The following is a 16623-nucleotide window of genomic DNA, read 5'->3' on the forward strand; positions in this document are numbered from 1 at the left end:
GCCGTCATCCTCGATGGAACGTAACCCCTCACCCGCGCCTTCGGCGCGACCTCTCCCAATGGGAGATGTGTAGAGTCTCAGAACGCGAACTGCGTGCGCATCGCGACCGCGTCAAACTTGGAGCCGACGTCGGCGGTCGAGATCGGCGAGGCCTGTCGCGACACCGTGCCGTGCAGATAGTCGAGCATGAAGCGCACGTTGCCGTTGACGTACCAGTTGAGCGCGAGCGTATAGACGGTCTGCCGGCCGCCTGCGACGCCGCTCGCGGTCGCGAGCTGATCGTTGAGGTCGATCGTCGAGAACCGTCCTGCGATCTCCCACGCGCCCCAGCCGCCGCCGTCGAGCGAGAACGGATGTGCCGGCTTGACGCCACTATAGGCCGCGTTCGCCGCATTGTAGGAGCGGCCTTCGCCGGTCAGCACATAGCCGGCCTGCGCGTAGCCGCCTTGGAATTTCAGGCTCGGTGCACCCGTCAGCGGCACGGCCGTGTTGGCGGTACGATCGACATTGTACCAGAAATACTCGCCCTGGACGATGAACGGACCGTAGGTCGCCGCCGCCTCGACGCTGTAGACCTGCGCGCCCGAGGCATTGGCGATAGCGCCGGTCGAGATCAGCGTGGTCGGGTCGAGACGCAATTCCGGACGATCGCTGAGCGTGACCGTCTGGGTGTTGGCGATGAGATTGCGCGGCGGCTGGATCAGCCATTGCGCATTGGCGCCGATATGCACCGAGTAGTCCTTGGTGCTGATCGGATTGCCGGCGACGCGCGCCACGGCACCATATTGCTCGCTGGTGCCGGGCGGCGCCGCGCTCGAGGCGGAATGGATCGCACCGGTCGTCGGTCCCGTGACATAGCCGCCGATCCAGAGCTGGTCGTTGAACCAGCGCGCACCGGCTGCGGAACGGAAGTCACCGGCGGCGATGTTGGTCGCGATCACGCCGGGCGAGGCGCGCTCCATGAACATGATGTCGTTGGAGCTCGTGGCTTCATCCATGGTGTAGGGCAGGTCCATGATGCCGGCCTCGATCGCCATCTTGCCGCCGAACGGCTTCAGGCCGGTATAGCTGATATAGGCGTTCTCGACGCCGGAGACGCCGCCGCCGGGCAGCGATCCCGGAGCAGTGCCGCCAAATCCGTCGGACGAGCCGCCGAAATCGTAGACCAGTGCGAAATTCCAATCGTGGAAGAACTTGCCGATGACACCGATGCGCGCGCGGCGGACGTTCTGGCCGCTATCGAGCTTTTGCGGCACGGTGGCCGCGGTGTTGGGACGATAGTCATAGCCGCCGACATCCCAATGCAGGCGGCTGGTGATGGCGACGCAGTTGGCCTGGTCGGCGGTGCAGATCGTCGGCCGGTTGTTCGGCATCGTCACGACGACGCCGGACGCCGGCGCCGGCCCCTTGACGGGGATTGCCGCGTTGGCATTGGCCACCGCGGCCTTTGCCTCCGCGCGCGCCTCGGCCTTTGCCTCTGCCTTGGTTTCGGCTTTCGCCTTTGCCGCGGCGGCCGTGTTCGCCGCGGTCTGGCTCTGCAGCTTGTCGAGCTTCTGTTCGAGCATCTTCAACTGCTGCTTCAACAGCGCGATCTCCTGCTCGCTGCTGCTTGCCGACTGGGCCTGGGCCTGCGAGGCCGCCAGCGCGCCGGCGAGACCCATCGCTGCAGCCGCAATTCTTCTTTTGCTCACGTACGCCTCCATCATCTGACTGTTTTCCCCAAGTCGCGAACGGAGAGCCTAGGTGTGATCGATGACTGCCCCGCGACGCTGCGAGCGGTTGCGTCGGTTCCCACTGATGCAAATTCGCCGCAACCGAATCCGCTTCACACCACCATGCAAGATGACGCACATCATGCCAATCCGCCGCCGGGCAAATGGCCGATTCGCACGGCACCCTTGCATGCCGGACACGGCTGCGAAGGGACCGAATATTGCCCGCCGGCGGCCTTCTATTGGGAGGCGAACGCGCCTATATTCCGGCGTCTTTTCCAAGAGGTAGGAATGTTTCGAGCGACCTGGACTGCCGCCCTTACGGCGCTGTGCGTAGCCTTTTCGGCCACCTTCAATCCGACTGCTGCGCAGGACCGTCGGGTCCCGTCGTCGCCGGCCGAGCTGCGGATGTCCTATGCGCCGATCGTGCAGCGGGTGCAGCCGGCGGTCGTCAACGTCTATGCCGCCAAGGTGGTGCAGAACCGCAATCCGCTACTGGACGATCCGATCTTCCGCCGCTTCTTCGGCGTGCCGGGCCAGCAGCCCGAGCAGATGCAGCGCTCGCTCGGCTCCGGCGTCATCGTCGATGCCTCCGGCCTCGTCGTCACCAACGTCCACGTCATCGAGGGCGCCGACCAGGTGAAGGTGTCGCTGTCGGACAAGCGCGAGTTCGAGGCCGAGATCCTGCTCAAGGATTCCCGGACCGATCTCGCCGTGCTGCGCCTGAAGGACAGCAAGGAGAAGTTCCCGACGCTGGACTTCACCAATTCCGATGAGCTCTTGGTCGGCGACGTCGTGCTCGCGATCGGCAATCCGTTCGGCGTCGGCCAGACCGTGACCCAGGGTATCATTTCGGCGCTGGCGCGCACGCAAGTGGGCATCACCGACTATCAGTTCTTCATTCAGACCGATGCGGCGATCAACCCGGGCAATTCCGGCGGCGCGCTGGTCGACATGGGTGGCAAGCTCGCCGGCATCAATACCGCGATCTATTCGCGCTCCGGCGGCTCGCAAGGCATCGGCTTTGCGATTCCCGCCAACATGGTGCGCGTCGTCGTCGCCTCCGCCAAGAGCGGCGGCAAGGCGGTGAAGCGGCCCTGGTTAGGAGCAAAATTGCAGGCGGTGACGCCCGACATCGCCGAGAGCCTCGGCTTGCGCTCGCCGACCGGTGCGCTGGTCGCGAGCGTGGTGTCGAACGGTCCGGCGGCGAAAGCCGGCCTGAAATCCTCCGACCTCATCACCGGGATCGACGGCCAGATCGTGGATGATCCCAACGCCTTCGACTATCGCTTCGCAACCCGTCCGCTCGGCGGCACCGCGCAGCTCGACGTGCAGCGCGGCGGCAAGTCGGTGAAGCTCACGGTAGCGCTGGAGACCGCGCCCGACACCGGGCGCAACGAGCTCGTCGTCACCGCGCGTTCGCCGTTCCAGGGCGCGAAGGTTTCGACCATCACGCCGGCCGTCGCCGATGAGCTGCGTCTGGATGCCGACACCGAAGGCGTTGTGATCACCGATATCGGCGGCGATACCGCGGCTGCGAGTGTGGGCTTCCAGAAGGGCGACATCATCCTGGCCGTCAACAATCAGAAGATCAGCAAGACCGGCGACCTCGAGAAGGCTGCAGGTGAACGGGCACGGATCTGGCGCATCACGCTGGTGCGTGGTGGCCAGCAGATCAACGTCACGCTGGGCGGATGAGTCCGAAGCGACCAACGGAGACACCGACTCTCTTTGCTGCGGCGGGGCTCGAACACGATGCTCCGCATCCGCTGCCGGACCGGCTGCGCCCGCGCACGCTGTCGGAGGTCGTCGGCCAGGATCACATCCTCGGCCCCGATGGTGCGCTGACGCGCATGCTGGAGACGCGCACGCTCGGCTCGCTGGTGTTCTGGGGCCCGCCCGGCACCGGCAAGACCACGGTGGCACGGCTCCTGGCTGACGCGACGGATCTGCATTTCGAACAGATCTCGGCGGTGTTCTCCGGCGTCGCCGACCTCAAGAAAGCGTTCGATGCCGCGCGCGCCCGGCGCGAGATGGGCAAGGGCACGCTGCTGTTCGTCGATGAGGTGCACAGATTCAACCGCGCCCAGCAGGACTCCTTTCTGCCGGTGATGGAAGACGGCACTGTCGTCATGGTCGGCGCCACCACCGAGAACCCGTCCTTCGAGCTCAATGCGGCGCTGCTCTCGCGTGCGCGCGTGCTGGTGTTTCGCTCGCTCGATGCCGCCGCGATCGAAAAGCTGTTCGTGCATGCCGAAGCCGTCGAGGGCAGGAAGCTGCCACTCGATGCGGAGGCGCGCGCGGTGCTGGTGCGCATGGCCGACGGCGATGGCCGTGCGTCGTTGACGCTCGCCGAAGAAGTCTGGCGTTCGGCGCGGGCGGACGAGATTTTCAATGCCGCGCAGCTGCAGGAGATTCTGCAGCGCCGCGCGCCGATCTACGACAAATCGGCCGACGGCCACTACAATCTCATCTCGGCGCTGCATAAATCGGTGCGCGGCTCCGATCCCGATGCCGCGCTGTATTACCTCGCGCGCATGCTGGACGCTGGCGAGGACCCGCTGTTCCTGGCCCGCCGCGTCGTGCGCATGGCGGTCGAGGACATCGGGCTGGCCGATCCGCAGGCGCTCGTCATCGCCAATGCCGCCAAGGACGCCTTCGACTTCCTCGGCCATCCCGAGGGCGAGCTCGCCATCGCCCAGGCCGTGGTCTATCTCGCCACCGCGCCGAAGTCGAACGCGGTCTACACCGCCTTTGGCAGCGCGATGCAGGTCGCCAAGCAGGCCGGCTCGCTGCTGCCGCCAAAGCACATCCTCAATTCCCCGACCAAGCTGATGAAGTCGGAAGGCTACGGCTCCGGCTACGCATACGACCACGACGCGCCGGACGCCTTCTCCGGCCAGGACTACTTCCCGGAGGCCCTGGGACGTCAGACCTTCTACGACCCGCCCGAGCGCGGCTTTGAACGCGAGATCAGGAAGCGGCTGGATTACTGGGCCAAGCTGCGCAAGGAGCGGGGCGGCTCGCCCTAGAAGCGGCCATTTCGTCGTGACGGAAGGCCGCTTTTAGGGTACGCAGGCAACCATGAGCCGCCGCATCAAGAGAATGAACCCAAAGCCGCGCTCGCGTGACGAGCGCGACGACTCGCGGGCGCATCAGGCGCGTAGCGCGAAGAAGGCCGGGCCGCGTCCGGGTGGCAAGCCCGGCGGGAAGCCGCCGCGCTTTGTCGGCGAGCGCGCCGAGCGGCGTCCGCCCAAAGCGGTCCAGGAGAGGCCTGCGCCTGAAAAGTCGGTCGAGGCGCTGCTGCCGACCAAGGTGCAGACCGTCACGGTCACGGCCGACGAGAACAACATGCGCGTTGACCGTTTCCTGGAAGCGCGCTTTCCCGGCCTGTCGTTCTCCCACATCCAGCGTGTCGTGCGCAAAGGCGAGCTGCGTGTCGACGGCAAGCGCGTCGACAGCAAAGACCGGCTGGAGGAGGGACAGAGCGTCCGCATCCCGCCGCTCAAGCTCGATGCGCCGAAGGTCGTCGGCGAGCTCTCGGAGGCCGCGCAGAAGACGCTGAAGGCGCTGAAGGAGATGACGATCTGGGAGGACGACGACGTCCTCGTCCTGAACAAGCCGGCCGGCCTTGCCGTGCAGGGTGGCTCGGGGATGACGCGGCACATCGACCAGATGCTGGAGGTGATGCGCGATGCCAAGGGCCAGAAGCCGCGTCTCGTCCACCGTATCGATCGCGAGACCTCGGGCTGTCTCCTGATCGCCAAGACGCGCTTCGCTGCCTCACACCTGACCGGCGCGTTCCGCTCGCGCTCGGCGCGAAAGGTCTATTGGGCCTTGGTGCCGGGCCTGCCGAAGCCGAAGCAGGGGCGCATCTCGACCTTCCTTGCGAAGGAGGAGGGCGAGGACGACACCATCATGCGCATCGCCCAGCATGGCGATGAGGGCGCCAGCCACGCGGTGACGTACTACGCCGTGGTCGAGACCGCCGGTAACAAGCTGACCTGGGTGTCGCTGAAGCCGGTGACGGGGCGCACCCACCAGCTGCGCGCCCACATGGCCCATATCGGCCATCCCATCGTCGGCGATCCCAAATATTTCAACATCGAGAACTGGCAGCTGCCGGGCGGCCTGCAGAACCGGCTGCATCTGCTCGCAAGGCGCATCGTCATCCCGCATCCGCGCGGCGGCGTGATCGACGCCACCGCGCCGTTGCCGCCGCACATGCAGCAGTCGTGGAACCTGCTGGGTCTGGACGCAACCAGATTTGATCCGATCGAGAACGCGCCGGAAGAATAGTGAGGTTGAATAGGGGCGGCAGGCGCACGACATGTTCCCCCATGAGACGATTGTCGATCTGCTTTGCGCTCTTGGCTACTCTGTTGGTAGAGCCGGCCGCCCGCGCGCAATATGTTTCGCCGGACGCGCGCGGCTCGCTCCACCGCTGCCTGCGCCGCCACCGCCGCCGAAGATCGAGGTGCCCAAGGTTCCGCAGTTTGACGCGCCGCCGCGCTACAATTACCAGCCGCTCCCGCGCAATTCGTTCAGCGATCGCGTCACGAAATGTCTTCACGACGGCGCAGCCGCAGGACTGGGGCCGGCCGATCGCGGCACGTACGCGCGCATGTGTGCGAACTAGCAGCACTCCTGGTCCTACTGGCGAGGTCGTGACGACACTGGTAATTCGACTGACGACAGGAACAAAAAAACGACATGCGCGAATTGTTCGAAGAAGCTGCGGGGCAGCCCCCGCCTGATCCCCGGGAATCGGCGCGCGCGTCCGCGCGCACGCCGCTGCGCAAGCGCTTCTACAAGGAGGCCGGCGTCGTCGACGCCGAGGGCGGCTTCGCCATCACTCTCGACGGCAAGCCGATCCGTACGCCCTCCGGCCGCCAATTGGTGATCCCGACGCGCGCGCTCGCAGATAGTGTCGCCGCAGAATGGTCCGCCCAAGGCGAGGCGATCGATCCCGTGACCATGCCGTTGACGCGCATCGCCAACAGCGTGGTCGAGGGCGTTATCGATCGCGTCGAGCTCGTCAGCGACGACCTCGCCAAATATTTCGAGTCTGACCTGCTGTTCTATCGTGCCGGCCATCCTGAGGGACTGGTCGCCCGGGAGGCCGCGCATTGGGATCCTGTGCTGTCCTGGGCGGCGCAGACGCTGGGTGCGCATTTCATCCTGTCCGAAGGCGTCATGCACGTGAAGCAGCCGGACGAGGCGGTGAAGGCCGCACGGGCCGCGCTGCCCGGCGACCCCTGGTCGGTCGCCGCGCTCCACATGGTGACCACCCTGACCGGATCGGCGCTGCTCGCGCTGGCGCTGGACCAGGACGTGCGCGATGCCGACCAGGTCTGGGCCGCCGCCCATGTCGACGAGGACTGGAACGTCGAGCAATGGGGCTTGGACGAGGAGGCGGCCGCCCGCCGCGCCGCCCGCCTGAAGGATTTCCAGGCCGCTGCGACGGTTCTGGCGGCGGTGAAGCCGCCGGCCGTGCCAGGTTAACGAGAGGTTTACGAGGCAGCGGTTACGGTAGCCAGCATTCCCCTAGGGCTGCCGAGATGCCGACGCCGGTCACCCCCATCGCTCCCGTCAACGCTGCCAGCCGCCCGGCTGATGCGGCGACGCCGGATCTCGTGCTGCAAGCCGGCAGTGTCGTCGATGCCAGGGTGGTCAGCGTGCTCGCCGACAATCTGGTGCGGATCGCGATCGCCAACCTGGCGATGGACGTGATGTCGGAGGTGGCGTTGACGCCGGGGCAGAATCTCCAGCTCGCGGTCTCGCAGAGCAACGGCACCATTCGCCTCGCGGTCATGGGTGGGGCAGGCGAGGCGGCGGGAGATCAGGTCACGCTGACGCCGCGCGCGGCCTCGCTGGTGGAGAGCCCGCCGCTGGCGCCGTCGGTGGCCACGGCACGGAACACCCTCACTCCGTCCGAGCAGGTCGCCGTTCAGACGGCCTCTGCCGACGCCGCGACCAAACAGGGCAGCCAGGCAGCGCTGTTCGCCAACCTGGCCTCCGTCGTGACGAACAGCAAACTGCCCGCAGGGCTGAAGCAGGCGGTGCTCGATGTGCTGGCGCAGCAGACGCCGCTCAACACCGCCCTCGACGGCGGCGATATCGAATCCGCGTTCCAGAAGTCAGGGCTGTTTTCTCGAGGCGTCATTGGCCGCAGGCACAACGCCGTCCTCCGGCACGATCCCGGACTTGAAGGCCGCTCTGCTGGTGTTGCGCCAGACCCTGGAATCGACCTCCGGCGCGGCGCAGGCAACTGCGTCAGCTGTGCCGTTGCCGGCGAGTGCTGCGGCCACGACGCCGACCGCAGCCTCCGCGCTGGCGGGCGAAACGGCACAAGCGGCGTCGCCGGAACTCGCTCAACCGGCGCAAGCGTCGCGCGGCGCGCTCGCTGTCGCCGTGCTGGCCCATGCGGCGGGGAACAATCCGCAAGCCTTGGTGTCGCGCACCATGTCCGGGGGCCTTGCCGCGAGCCTGCTGCAGGAGGTCACGGAAAACCTGCCGCGCCTGACCGGCAACGTGCCGGGCTCCAACAAGTCCGTGCCGGACGCCCATATCTTCGAGGCGCCCGCACACCCGACACCTCCCCCGGTCCGCGGTGCGCTGCCGGCGCCTCAGTCCATCGCCGCGCCGTCGCTCGCACCGGATACGCCGCTGGCTGCGACCGTGCATCGTCTGCTCGATGACACCGATGCCGCGATCGCGCGGCAGACGCTGTTGCAAATTGCCTCGCTTCCCGATCGCACCGACGCCAGCGGCCACCGCATCGATCCGGCCGTGCCGCAGTGGAATTTCGAGATTCCGTTCGCGACCCCGCAAGGTACCGCGATGGCGCAGTTCGAGATCTCGCGCGACGGCGGCAATGAGTCGGACGATCCCGCCAAGCGCGCCTGGCGCGCGCGCTTCTCGCTCGATGTCGAGCCGGCCGGACCCGTGCATGCGCTGATCACGCTGAACGGCGACAAGACCTTCGTTCGGATGTGGGCGGAGCGGCCGGCCACGGCGCAACAGCTCCGCGCCGGCATCGGTGAGCTCAGCCAGGCATTGACGAAGGCCGAGCTCAAGCCCGGCGATATCGTGGTCCGCGACGGCACGCCGCCGGCTCCGGCGCCCGCTCGCGCCGGCCACTTCCTGGATCGCGCCACATGAGCAATCCCTCCAAGCTCGCGATCGCGCTGCATTACGAGAAGGGATCTGGCGCGCCCGTCGTCGTCGCCAAGGGCAAGGGCACGATCGGCGAGAAGATCGTCGAGATCGCCAAGGCCCACGACATTCCGATCGAGGAAAACGAGGTTCTGGCCGGCGCGCTGTCGAAGGTCGAGCTCGGCGACGAGATCCCGCCAGATCTCTACAAGGCCGTCGCCGAGGTGCTGGTGTTCGTGCTGCGGCTGTCGGGCCGGGGGCGGTAAACACAACCTGTCATCGTTTCAACACTTAGCGGCTGCATGGTCGCGCTGGTTTTCACTGCTCACGGATCTCGCTTTTGCTGACCCGCCGTTCCACCCTCGGCCTCCTCGCCGCAACCGCGATCCTGCCTGGACGCACGCGCGCCCATGTCGCGCCGCCGCGCAATGAAATCCGCGACGCTCTTGCAAAGCGCTTCACCGACCTCGGCGCGTCGGGCACCTTCGTCGGCTACAAGGTCGAGGACTATCTGATCGTCGCCAGCGACAAGGAGCGCTCGGGCGAGGGCAAGTTGCCGGCCTCGACCTTCAAGCTTCCCAACTCGCTGATTGCGCTCGAGGCCGGTGTCGTCACTGACCCCGACAAGGACGTGTTTGCCTGGGATGGCGTCAAGCGCCCGATCGAGGCCTGGAACAAGGATCACACGCTGCGCAGCGCGATTCTCGTGAGCGCGGTGCCGGTCTATCAGGAGATCGCGCGCCGCATCGGCGAGGTGCGTATGCAGCAATATGTCGACGCGTTCGACTATGGCAATCGCGACATCGGCGGCGGCATCGACCAGTTCTGGCTCACCGGGGCCTTGCGAATCGATCCGGTCGAGCAAGTCGATTTCGTCGACCGGCTGCGCCGCCGCGCGCTGCCGATCTCGAAGCGCAGCCAGGATCTCGTCGCCGACATCCTGCCGGCGACCAAGGTCGGCGACGCCGTCATCCGCGCCAAATCTGGTCTCCTGGGCGCCGAGCGCGGCGAGCCGTCGCTCGGCTGGATGGTCGGCTGGGCCGAGAAGGGCGAGGCACATACCGTGTTCGCGCTCAACATGGATTGCAAAGAGCCACGGCACATCGAGGCTCGCATGACGCTGACGCAAGCCTGCCTTGCCGAGATCGGCGCGATCTAGCGCGACCGTGTGGTTGATGGAGAAGCAACCCGATCCCACACGGTCAGCTTAAGCGCGCGGTTGCAGATCAGCCGGCACCTGAACCTCGGTCGTCGCAATCAGGCGCCAATCGGCGAGCGCGGCTAAACGGTGGGGCTCGGCCTCACGCCGGTAATCGGAGCTCAAGACGATCGCTCGAAAGGTCGCGAAGTCAGGGTAACGGACGATTGCGGCGTCGTGCCAGGCTTCGTCCTGCGCTGCCACCAGCAGAGCTCCGACAGATCCGAGCCAAGTCGGCATGACCCCGAGCGGAATCGCGACCTTGCGAAATGCGGGGACATAGCGCGTGTAATAGGCTTCGCGGCCGCTACAGGCCGGAAGCTCGGATTTGTCCGGGTACAAGGCCTCATCCCGATAGCGCAGCAGATTGAGCATGAAGATGGGTTGATCTCCGGGCAAGCTCGAGGCTGCCATTTCGAGTGATGCATGATCGATATCGACGAACATTGTTTTCTCCGGTCGTGGGTTCTTGCTGCGCTGATATCGCTTTCGAACGCCCGGCCTTGTAGTGGTTTCGGTGTCACCGCTATGATGACGTCATGGCAACACCAAGCGGCCATCAGCAACTCCTCGGCAATTCTGAGCGCCAACCCGGCGGTCCAGCTCGAGCTGAAAGTCGACGATTTCGGGGACGGAGTTCAGGCGTTGTCAGGCTTCGCCGTCAGAGCCCGGTCGATGGCGAAGCCGCCGATCTCGCTCATGGCCTGCGAGATCGGATCGCCGCGCCGGGCAAAGCCGCTGGAGAGATAATCGAACTGCGTCCGCGCCAGCCGCAGCACCTCGATCGGCACCGAGACCGCGGTCTCGTTGAGGCTGTCGACGGAGGCGCGCAAGCTGTCGAGCTCCGTCGTGAGCTTGCCGATATGTCTCTCGGCATGCTGCATCAGCTCGAGCAGCTTGCCGCGCTCGGCATCGAAGGCGGCGCGCTCGGCTGCGGTCGCGGCGGTGAGCTCGGCGAGCTGTGCCCGCAGCGCCGCGATCTGGCCGACCATGGCGTCGGAGGCGAGTTCGGCGGACTCGCGCAGCTCGGCGTTGCGCGTGCTCTGTTCCTGCGCCTGATGATAGAGCCGCTCGGCCGACATCGCCCGCTGGCTCAGCGTCTCGATCATGCTGGCTGCGCGCAGCAGCATCTCGCCGTTCCGCCCCGACACCATGCCGGCCATGCGGCGCAGGAAGTCGATCGTTTCGGACGCTGGGTTCGGCGGCAAGGGGACGACCGTCGCGGACATCTCGGTGATGCCAGTAGGTAGACGCTGGAGCCAGGGCATGATGATCACCGCCGTACCGACTGGGCTCACGCAACATTCGGCGCCTGATCTGACTCGGAGCAAGCCTGAATCGGTCGGCCCGGTCAACCTGCCGGGCTGCCAAATGTGAGGTCAGGAATCCTTCTGCCGCCCAATCCGCCCCAGGTGGGTGAAGCCGAACCCGGCGGAATATTTCAGGCCGTAGCCGAGCGCCCGGTCGATGCCGATATGGGCAAGCCAGATCAAGGCGATGGAGAGGGTGAGGGGCGAGGCGAGGGCGAAGCCCAGCGTCAGCAGCGCCACCGGCACCAAGTAGCTGTGGGCGGCGTTGTAGACCATCGCACCGAACCTGGCGTCAGACAGGTAGGCCAGGAAGCTCAGATCGGGTACGAAGAACAGCAGCGCAAACACCAGCCACGACCCGTCCCAGGCCGCATAGAGCGTCACCATCCCTGCAAACAGAGTGAGGCCCTCCAGCCGCAGCAGGATGTTGACGCCGCCTGTTGCAGCGCCCGTCTCGGCCGTTCCTTCGCTCACGCTCGCCTCCCGGGGCAAAACTTTGTAATTCCTTGCGCTTTCCCGCTACGGCAGGGCAGCCCTGCGACCGCGAAACCGGCTTTCCGGGCCGCAAAATGGCGTGTTAGAACCCGCCCATCACTTAAGAACTGGCGGGAGCAAATGAAACACATCCTGGACGCCCTTGAAGATCGTCGTGCCGGCGCAAAGCTCGGCGGCGGGGAGAAGCGCATCGAGGCGCAGCACGCCCGCGGCAAGCTGACGGCGCGCGAGCGTATCGAGCTGTTGCTCGACAAGGGATCGTTCGAGGAGTTCGACATGTTCGTCGAGCACCGCTCCACCGAGTTCGGCATGGAGAAGACCAAGGTGCCGGGCGACGGCGTCGTCACCGGCTGGGGCACCGTCAACGGCCGCAAGACTTTTGTCTTTGCCAAGGACTTTACGGTGTTCGGCGGCTCGCTCTCGGAAACGCATGCGCTGAAGATCACGAAGCTCCAGGACATGGCGATGAAGGCGAGGGCGCCCATCATCGGCCTCTATGACGCCGGCGGCGCCCGCATCCAGGAAGGCGTCGCCGCGCTCGCCGGCTATTCCTACGTCTTCCGCCGCAACGTGCTTGCCTCGGGCGTGATCCCGCAGATCTCCGTCATCATGGGCCCTTGCGCCGGCGGTGACGTCTATTCACCTGCCATGACCGACTTCATCTTCATGGTGAAGAACACCAGCTACATGTTCGTCACGGGCCCAGACGTCGTGAAGACCGTGACCAACGAGGTCGTCACCGCCGAGGAGCTCGGCGGCGCCTCGGTGCATGCGACGCGTTCCTCGATCGCCGACGGCGCCTTCGAGAACGACGTCGAGACGCTCTTGCAGATGCGCCGCCTGATCGACTTCCTGCCCTCCAACAACACCGACGGCGTGCCGGAATGGCCGAGCTTCGATGACATCGAGCGGGTCGACATGTCGCTCGACACGCTGATCCCCGACAATCCGAACAAGCCCTATGACATGAAGGAGCTGATCCTGAAGGTCGTGGACGAGGGCGACTTCTTCGAGATCGCGGAAGCCTTCGCCAAGAACATCGTCACCGGCTTTGGACGCATCGCCGGGCGCACCGTCGGCTTCGTCGCCAACCAGCCGATGGTGCTGGCCGGCGTGCTCGACAGCGACGCATCGCGCAAGGCGGCACGCTTTGTTCGTTTTTGTGATGCCTTCAACATTCCGATCGTCACCTTCGTCGACGTCCCCGGCTTCCTGCCCGGCACCGCGCAGGAATATGGCGGCCTGATCAAGCACGGCGCCAAGCTCCTGTTCGCCTACTCGCAATGCACCGTGCCGCTCGTCACCATCATCACCCGCAAGGCCTATGGCGGCGCCTTCGACGTCATGGCCTCCAAGGAGATCGGCGCCGACATGAACTACGCCTGGCCGACCGCCCAGATCGCGGTGATGGGCGCCAAGGGCGCGGTCGAGATCATCTTCCGCAGCGACATCGGCGACCCCGACAAGATCGCCGCCCGCACCAAGGAATACGAAGACCGCTTCCTGTCGCCCTTCATCGCCGCCGAGCGCGGCTATATCGACGACGTCATCATGCCGCACTCGACCCGCAAGCGCATCGCGCGGGCTCTGGCGATGCTGAAGGACAAGAAGACGGAAATGCCGGCGAAGAAGCACGACAATTTGCCGTTGTGAGGGCAACGCACTCAGTCTGGTTTGCTGTTAGCTAGGTGTAACGATCCAACGTGAACTTTGGAGGACACCAAGTGGGCGACCTTCATCGAAGTGTCTTCCTGAAGGAGCTAAAAGATATATTTCCGGATTTGAGGTCGGAAATCAACGGGCAATACGGCTTGCTCCATCCGGAGGTGGGCGTGTTGCCGGCTTTGCGCAACGAGCTATCACACTCGGAAATGCGAAAGACGTCGCATTGTGCTTCAAGCTCGCCGAGAAGTACTACAGGGATGGAAACGATCAATTGCGCAATGCGATCTCCGTTTCCTTTGTCGAACACCTTAACCTGGGTGATGCAGAGTGGGCGTGGGAGTTGTTGGGGCCGATCCTGAAAGAAATATACTTGCAGCTAGCCGATGCTGGCATGGCGAAGCCATTGCCCTATCTTCGCTAGCACCGCTGGTTGAAATTCAATGATCGAAGACGATCCGACCGACGAAATCTCCGACATCGAAGATCGCATCGAGCAACTCGCCGAGATCGCCGAGCGCTGCCGGAAGTACATCCTGGCATCCAAGATCGCGATCGGCGGCGGGGCGGCGCTGCTGCTGGTGACGATCCTCGGGCTGTTCGGATTTGGCCAGACTGCCGCGCTCGGATCGATTGCACTTGTGCTCGGCGGGATCGTCTCGCTCGGCTCGAACGTCTCGACGTTGCGGCAGACGGAAGAGGCCATCAGTGCGGCGGAGGCGCGGCGGGCGGCCTTGATTGGCAGCATTGACCTGCGCCTGGTCGCCGACGCGCCGCTGAAGCTGGTGTGATACGTAGGGTGGATTAGCGACAGCGTAATCCACCAAGGTTTGCGTCACCGGATGGAGAAGTGGCGGATTACGCTGTCGCTAATCCGCCCTACATACCTAACGCGCACTAGCGCCTCACGCGGCATTCTTGAGCGTCAGCTCCGACAATTCGGCGCGGCATTCGGCGGCGTAGGCCTGGAGCCGCTCGGCGGTCTGCCGGTCGAGGATGGCCTTGGCCAGCCGCTCGGCGCGGGCGATCTGTCGCTTGAGATATTCGATGCGGACCATGGGTCACCTGTCGAATGGAATCGTTCCGATGCCCGCGACTCTATGCTAGCCGCAGGATCCATTATGTGAGGCACATCACGCCCCGCGCGCCTTATCCGCCGCAGCGAAATGCGCGATCTGGTCGGCGTGCGCCTTGGCGAACGCCGGGCGGGCCGTGGCGCGCGCGACGTAGGCGCGGCAGGCAGGGCTGTCCGTCAGCCCGTCGAATCGACCGACGACTCGCAGCACGTCCGCCATCAGGATGTCTGCGACCGAGAAGGAGCCGGCCAGCCATTCGCGGCTGCCGAGCACCGGCTCGAGACGCTTGAGCCGAAGCTTGAGGAAGTCGTCGATGAATTTCCACGCCGGCGTGTCGGTCGGATGTCCCATGAACTTCGACATGGCCCAGGGCAGGCTGGCCATCTCCACCGAATTGAGCGCTGCGAACACCCATTTCGTCGCTTCAGTGCGGCCGCGCGGATCTGTCGGCATCAGCTTGCCGCTGCGCTCGCCGAGATGCAGCAGGATCGCGCCGGTCTCGAAGATCGAGATGTCGCCATCGGTCAGCCACGGCACCTGGCCGAACGGCTGGTGCGCGAGGTGCGCAGGCCCACGATCGTCGAACGGGGTGCTGGCGACGCGATAGGGCAAGGCGGCTTCTTCGAGGGCCCAGCGCACGCGCAAATCGCGCACGAGGCCACGCGGCGGTTCGGGAACCCAATCGAAGGTGGTCAGGGTGAGGTCGGCCATTTGCTGTCTCCGTCTCCTGGTTCAACGCAAAGGACGAGCGAAGGGCGTTCATTCCGACACCAAGGCCAAGTCTTTTTGTCGCCGGCGGCGGAAAGCGGCTACTCTCGCGGCAAACAAAGGGAGGAACTCCGATGCCAGCAGCCTTCTTCGTCGTTCGCGCCATCGTCTCCGACGCCGAAAAGCGCGCTGCTTTCGACCGATGGTACGAGACGGAACATTTGCCCGACGCGGTGAAGGCCTTCGGCGTGAGCAAGGCGTGGCGGTTCTGGAGTCTCGACGATCCCTCGCTGCACCAGGCGATGTATCAGTTCGAGGACGAGGCCAAGCTGAATGCGATGCTGAAAGGTGACGCGCTAGAAAAGCTCGTCGCCGATTTCAACCGCGACTGGCCCGACGTGAAGCGCTCGCGCGAGACGCTGGTGCTGGCGCAGGAGTTCGCGACGTAGCGAGGTCCTGTAACCCGGACGGAGCGCAAGCGTAATCCGGGGTCTTCGCGCACGAATCCTGGATTGCGCTGCGCTCTATCCAGGCTACGAAATCCTCATCTCGGCTCGCATGAATCTGAACGCAGGCTTCAGCTTCGGTTCATGGCGTTGCGGCGACATTCCTTCTGCATCACGGGTACGATGATCCAAGAAGGAAGAAACGATGGAGCGCCGGAACTTTTTGAAACTTGCTTTGGGATTGACGGCGGGCGCCGCCGCCTTCGCTGCGACGGCCGCGCAGGCCGCGCCGCTGTCACCGCAGCCGCTCGCTGATCCCGCCCGCACGCCGCAAGGCAATCCCGACGCTCATCCCGCCGTCACCACCAGCGAGGAAGCTGCGCAGCTCGCTCCCGAGCAGGTTCACTGGCGTGGGCGTGGCCGCCACTGGGGCTGGCACCGCCGTCATTGGCGCCGGCATCGCCGGCGCTGGCACCGCCGCCATTATTGGTAAGCTCGCGACCATTCGCGGACTCGACGGGGATCGCCGCTGGCGGTCCCCGTTTCGATTTGGGACGTGCTCCGGTTCCGCGGCGGACAGACCGTCAGCAACAAAAATGGCCGCGCAGGCTTTCGCCGCGCGGCCATTTTGTAGCGGAATAGAAGATCAGTACGGGCGGCAGCGGCCGGCGTACCAGCGGAAGCCGTAGGGGCACACGCGCGCACGCGGCACGACGACGACCGGCGCCGGGGCGACTACCACGGGAGCGGGGCGAACCACGACAGGGGCGCGCATCGGACGGCAGCTACCATAGGGGCCGCGATACCAGCCCGGGCCGCAACCTCCGGCGGCGCTGGCCACCTCGCTGAAACCGACGA

The 16623-nt window shown here is 65.4% G+C and carries 19 protein-coding genes and 1 pseudogene; 13 read left to right on the forward strand and 7 right to left on the reverse strand.

Going from position 1 to position 16623, the window contains the following annotated elements; translation table 11 throughout:
* Window positions 1-77: 77 nt before the first annotated feature.
* Window positions 78-1691, reverse strand: coding sequence for an OprO/OprP family phosphate-selective porin (locus XF30_RS17120; RefSeq protein ID WP_109145742.1), 1614 nt, complete (start codon window positions 1689-1691; stop codon window positions 78-80).
* 312 nt (window positions 1692-2003) lie between these two features.
* Between XF30_RS17120 and XF30_RS17125 the strand changes: the two genes are divergently transcribed.
* From XF30_RS17125 to XF30_RS17160, 8 genes and pseudogenes are all read left to right on the forward strand, one after another.
* Entirely contained in the window at window positions 2004-3410 is a 1407-nt protein-coding gene (locus XF30_RS17125; RefSeq protein WP_036011123.1) for a DegQ family serine endoprotease, read from the forward strand.
* Complete coding sequence (locus XF30_RS17130) at window positions 3407-4744, forward strand: replication-associated recombination protein A (RefSeq protein WP_036027579.1); 1338 nt, start codon at window positions 3407-3409, stop codon at window positions 4742-4744. Before XF30_RS17125 ends, XF30_RS17130 begins: the two co-directional genes overlap by 4 nt.
* A 52-nt stretch (window positions 4745-4796) precedes the next feature.
* Window positions 4797-6011, forward strand: coding sequence for an RluA family pseudouridine synthase (locus XF30_RS17135; protein WP_036027577.1), 1215 nt, complete (start codon window positions 4797-4799; stop codon window positions 6009-6011).
* 31 nt (window positions 6012-6042) lie between these two features.
* The gene (locus tag XF30_RS17140; protein ID WP_244608965.1) at window positions 6043-6351 is read left to right on the forward strand and encodes a hypothetical protein; all 309 of its coding nucleotides are present in this window, start codon (window positions 6043-6045) and stop codon (window positions 6349-6351) included.
* Between the two features lie 74 nt (window positions 6352-6425).
* The gene (locus tag XF30_RS17145; RefSeq protein WP_109143367.1) at window positions 6426-7217 is read left to right on the forward strand and encodes an ATP12 family chaperone protein; all 792 of its coding nucleotides are present in this window, start codon (window positions 6426-6428) and stop codon (window positions 7215-7217) included.
* A 56-nt stretch (window positions 7218-7273) separates the two neighbouring features.
* Window positions 7274-8876 (forward strand): annotated as a pseudogene (fliK, locus tag XF30_RS17150) (flagellar hook-length control protein FliK).
* Window positions 8873-9136, forward strand: a complete 264-nt coding sequence (locus tag XF30_RS17155; protein WP_036027569.1) for an EscU/YscU/HrcU family type III secretion system export apparatus switch protein — start codon at window positions 8873-8875, stop codon at window positions 9134-9136. The pseudogene fliK and the gene XF30_RS17155 overlap by 4 nt, the downstream one beginning before the upstream one ends.
* A gap of 74 nt (window positions 9137-9210) precedes the next feature.
* Entirely contained in the window at window positions 9211-10029 is an 819-nt protein-coding gene (locus tag XF30_RS17160) for a penicillin-binding transpeptidase domain-containing protein (protein WP_109143368.1), read from the forward strand.
* Between the two features lie 48 nt (window positions 10030-10077).
* Here the strand turns inward: XF30_RS17160 and XF30_RS17165 are convergent, their stop codons facing one another.
* The 3 genes from XF30_RS17165 to XF30_RS17175 all read right to left on the reverse strand — a co-directional run bounded on the left by XF30_RS17165 (window position 10078) and on the right by XF30_RS17175 (window position 11852).
* Complete coding sequence (locus tag XF30_RS17165) at window positions 10078-10515, reverse strand: hypothetical protein (RefSeq protein ID WP_109143369.1); 438 nt, start codon at window positions 10513-10515, stop codon at window positions 10078-10080.
* Between the two features lie 191 nt (window positions 10516-10706).
* Complete coding sequence (locus tag XF30_RS17170) at window positions 10707-11297, reverse strand: hypothetical protein (RefSeq protein ID WP_192893420.1); 591 nt, start codon at window positions 11295-11297, stop codon at window positions 10707-10709.
* Between the two features lie 150 nt (window positions 11298-11447).
* Window positions 11448-11852, reverse strand: coding sequence for a DUF4260 domain-containing protein (locus XF30_RS17175; protein ID WP_109143370.1), 405 nt, complete (start codon window positions 11850-11852; stop codon window positions 11448-11450).
* Window positions 11853-11993: 141 nt separating this feature from the next.
* Between XF30_RS17175 and XF30_RS17180 the strand changes: the two genes are divergently transcribed.
* The 3 genes from XF30_RS17180 to XF30_RS17190 all read left to right on the forward strand — a co-directional run bounded on the left by XF30_RS17180 (window position 11994) and on the right by XF30_RS17190 (window position 14326).
* Complete coding sequence (locus XF30_RS17180) at window positions 11994-13526, forward strand: acyl-CoA carboxylase subunit beta (RefSeq protein ID WP_025036964.1); 1533 nt, start codon at window positions 11994-11996, stop codon at window positions 13524-13526.
* Window positions 13527-13677: 151 nt separating this feature from the next.
* The gene (locus XF30_RS40160) at window positions 13678-13959 is read left to right on the forward strand and encodes a DUF7674 family protein (protein ID WP_502696166.1); all 282 of its coding nucleotides are present in this window, start codon (window positions 13678-13680) and stop codon (window positions 13957-13959) included.
* 19 nt (window positions 13960-13978) lie between these two features.
* Window positions 13979-14326, forward strand: a complete 348-nt coding sequence (locus XF30_RS17190) for a hypothetical protein (RefSeq protein ID WP_109143372.1) — start codon at window positions 13979-13981, stop codon at window positions 14324-14326.
* Between the two features lie 114 nt (window positions 14327-14440).
* Here XF30_RS17190 and XF30_RS38535 read toward each other — a convergent pair whose 3' ends face one another.
* Together XF30_RS38535 and XF30_RS17195 are read right to left on the reverse strand one after the other, a co-directional pair.
* Window positions 14441-14593, reverse strand: coding sequence for a hypothetical protein (locus XF30_RS38535; protein ID WP_192893175.1), 153 nt, complete (start codon window positions 14591-14593; stop codon window positions 14441-14443).
* A 75-nt stretch (window positions 14594-14668) separates the two neighbouring features.
* Window positions 14669-15322, reverse strand: a complete 654-nt coding sequence (locus XF30_RS17195; RefSeq protein ID WP_109143373.1) for a glutathione S-transferase family protein — start codon at window positions 15320-15322, stop codon at window positions 14669-14671.
* Window positions 15323-15453: 131 nt separating this feature from the next.
* Here XF30_RS17195 and XF30_RS17200 point away from each other — a divergent pair, with 131 nt between their 5' ends.
* Both XF30_RS17200 and XF30_RS17205 read left to right on the forward strand, forming a co-directional pair.
* A complete protein-coding gene (locus XF30_RS17200) occupies window positions 15454-15768 on the forward strand; it encodes a hypothetical protein (RefSeq protein WP_109143374.1) in 315 nt (104 codons plus the stop codon).
* Between the two features lie 202 nt (window positions 15769-15970).
* Window positions 15971-16258, forward strand: coding sequence for a twin-arginine translocation (Tat) (locus tag XF30_RS17205; RefSeq protein WP_109143375.1), 288 nt, complete (start codon window positions 15971-15973; stop codon window positions 16256-16258).
* Window positions 16259-16411: 153 nt separating this feature from the next.
* On the opposite strand, the gene XF30_RS17210 is transcribed toward XF30_RS17205, so the two are convergent.
* The coding region (locus tag XF30_RS17210) for a GCG_CRPN prefix-to-repeats domain-containing protein (protein WP_109145744.1) at window positions 16412-16623 on the reverse strand (212 nt) is incomplete at its 5' end.

The sequence above is a fragment of the Bradyrhizobium sp. SUTN9-2 genome (assembly GCF_003122645.1).
GTDB classification, from domain to species: Bacteria; Pseudomonadota; Alphaproteobacteria; order Rhizobiales; family Xanthobacteraceae; genus Bradyrhizobium; species Bradyrhizobium yuanmingense.

Excerpts from the sequence above, each read along its gene's own strand:
- XF30_RS17125 (WP_036011123.1), top strand. The coding sequence starts at position 2,004 with ATGTTTCGAGCGACCTGGACTGCCGCCCTTACGGCGCTGTGCGTAGCC.
- XF30_RS17165 (WP_109143369.1), bottom strand. The coding sequence starts at position 10,515 with ATGTTCGTCGATATCGATCATGCATCACTCGAAATGGCAGCCTCGAGC.
- XF30_RS17180 (WP_025036964.1), top strand. The coding sequence starts at position 11,994 with ATGAAACACATCCTGGACGCCCTTGAAGATCGTCGTGCCGGCGCAAAG.
- XF30_RS17155 (WP_036027569.1), top strand. The coding sequence starts at position 8,873 with ATGAGCAATCCCTCCAAGCTCGCGATCGCGCTGCATTACGAGAAGGGA.
- XF30_RS17205 (WP_109143375.1), top strand. The coding sequence starts at position 15,971 with ATGGAGCGCCGGAACTTTTTGAAACTTGCTTTGGGATTGACGGCGGGC.
- XF30_RS17135 (WP_036027577.1), top strand. The coding sequence starts at position 4,797 with ATGAGCCGCCGCATCAAGAGAATGAACCCAAAGCCGCGCTCGCGTGAC.
- XF30_RS17200 (WP_109143374.1), top strand. The coding sequence starts at position 15,454 with ATGCCAGCAGCCTTCTTCGTCGTTCGCGCCATCGTCTCCGACGCCGAA.
- XF30_RS17140 (WP_244608965.1), top strand. The coding sequence starts at position 6,043 with ATGTTCCCCCATGAGACGATTGTCGATCTGCTTTGCGCTCTTGGCTAC.
- XF30_RS38535 (WP_192893175.1), bottom strand. The coding sequence starts at position 14,593 with ATGGTCCGCATCGAATATCTCAAGCGACAGATCGCCCGCGCCGAGCGG.
- XF30_RS17190 (WP_109143372.1), top strand. The coding sequence starts at position 13,979 with ATGATCGAAGACGATCCGACCGACGAAATCTCCGACATCGAAGATCGC.
- XF30_RS17130 (WP_036027579.1), top strand. The coding sequence starts at position 3,407 with ATGAGTCCGAAGCGACCAACGGAGACACCGACTCTCTTTGCTGCGGCG.
- XF30_RS17195 (WP_109143373.1), bottom strand. The coding sequence starts at position 15,322 with ATGGCCGACCTCACCCTGACCACCTTCGATTGGGTTCCCGAACCGCCG.
- XF30_RS17170 (WP_192893420.1), bottom strand. The coding sequence starts at position 11,297 with ATGTCCGCGACGGTCGTCCCCTTGCCGCCGAACCCAGCGTCCGAAACG.
- XF30_RS17145 (WP_109143367.1), top strand. The coding sequence starts at position 6,426 with ATGCGCGAATTGTTCGAAGAAGCTGCGGGGCAGCCCCCGCCTGATCCC.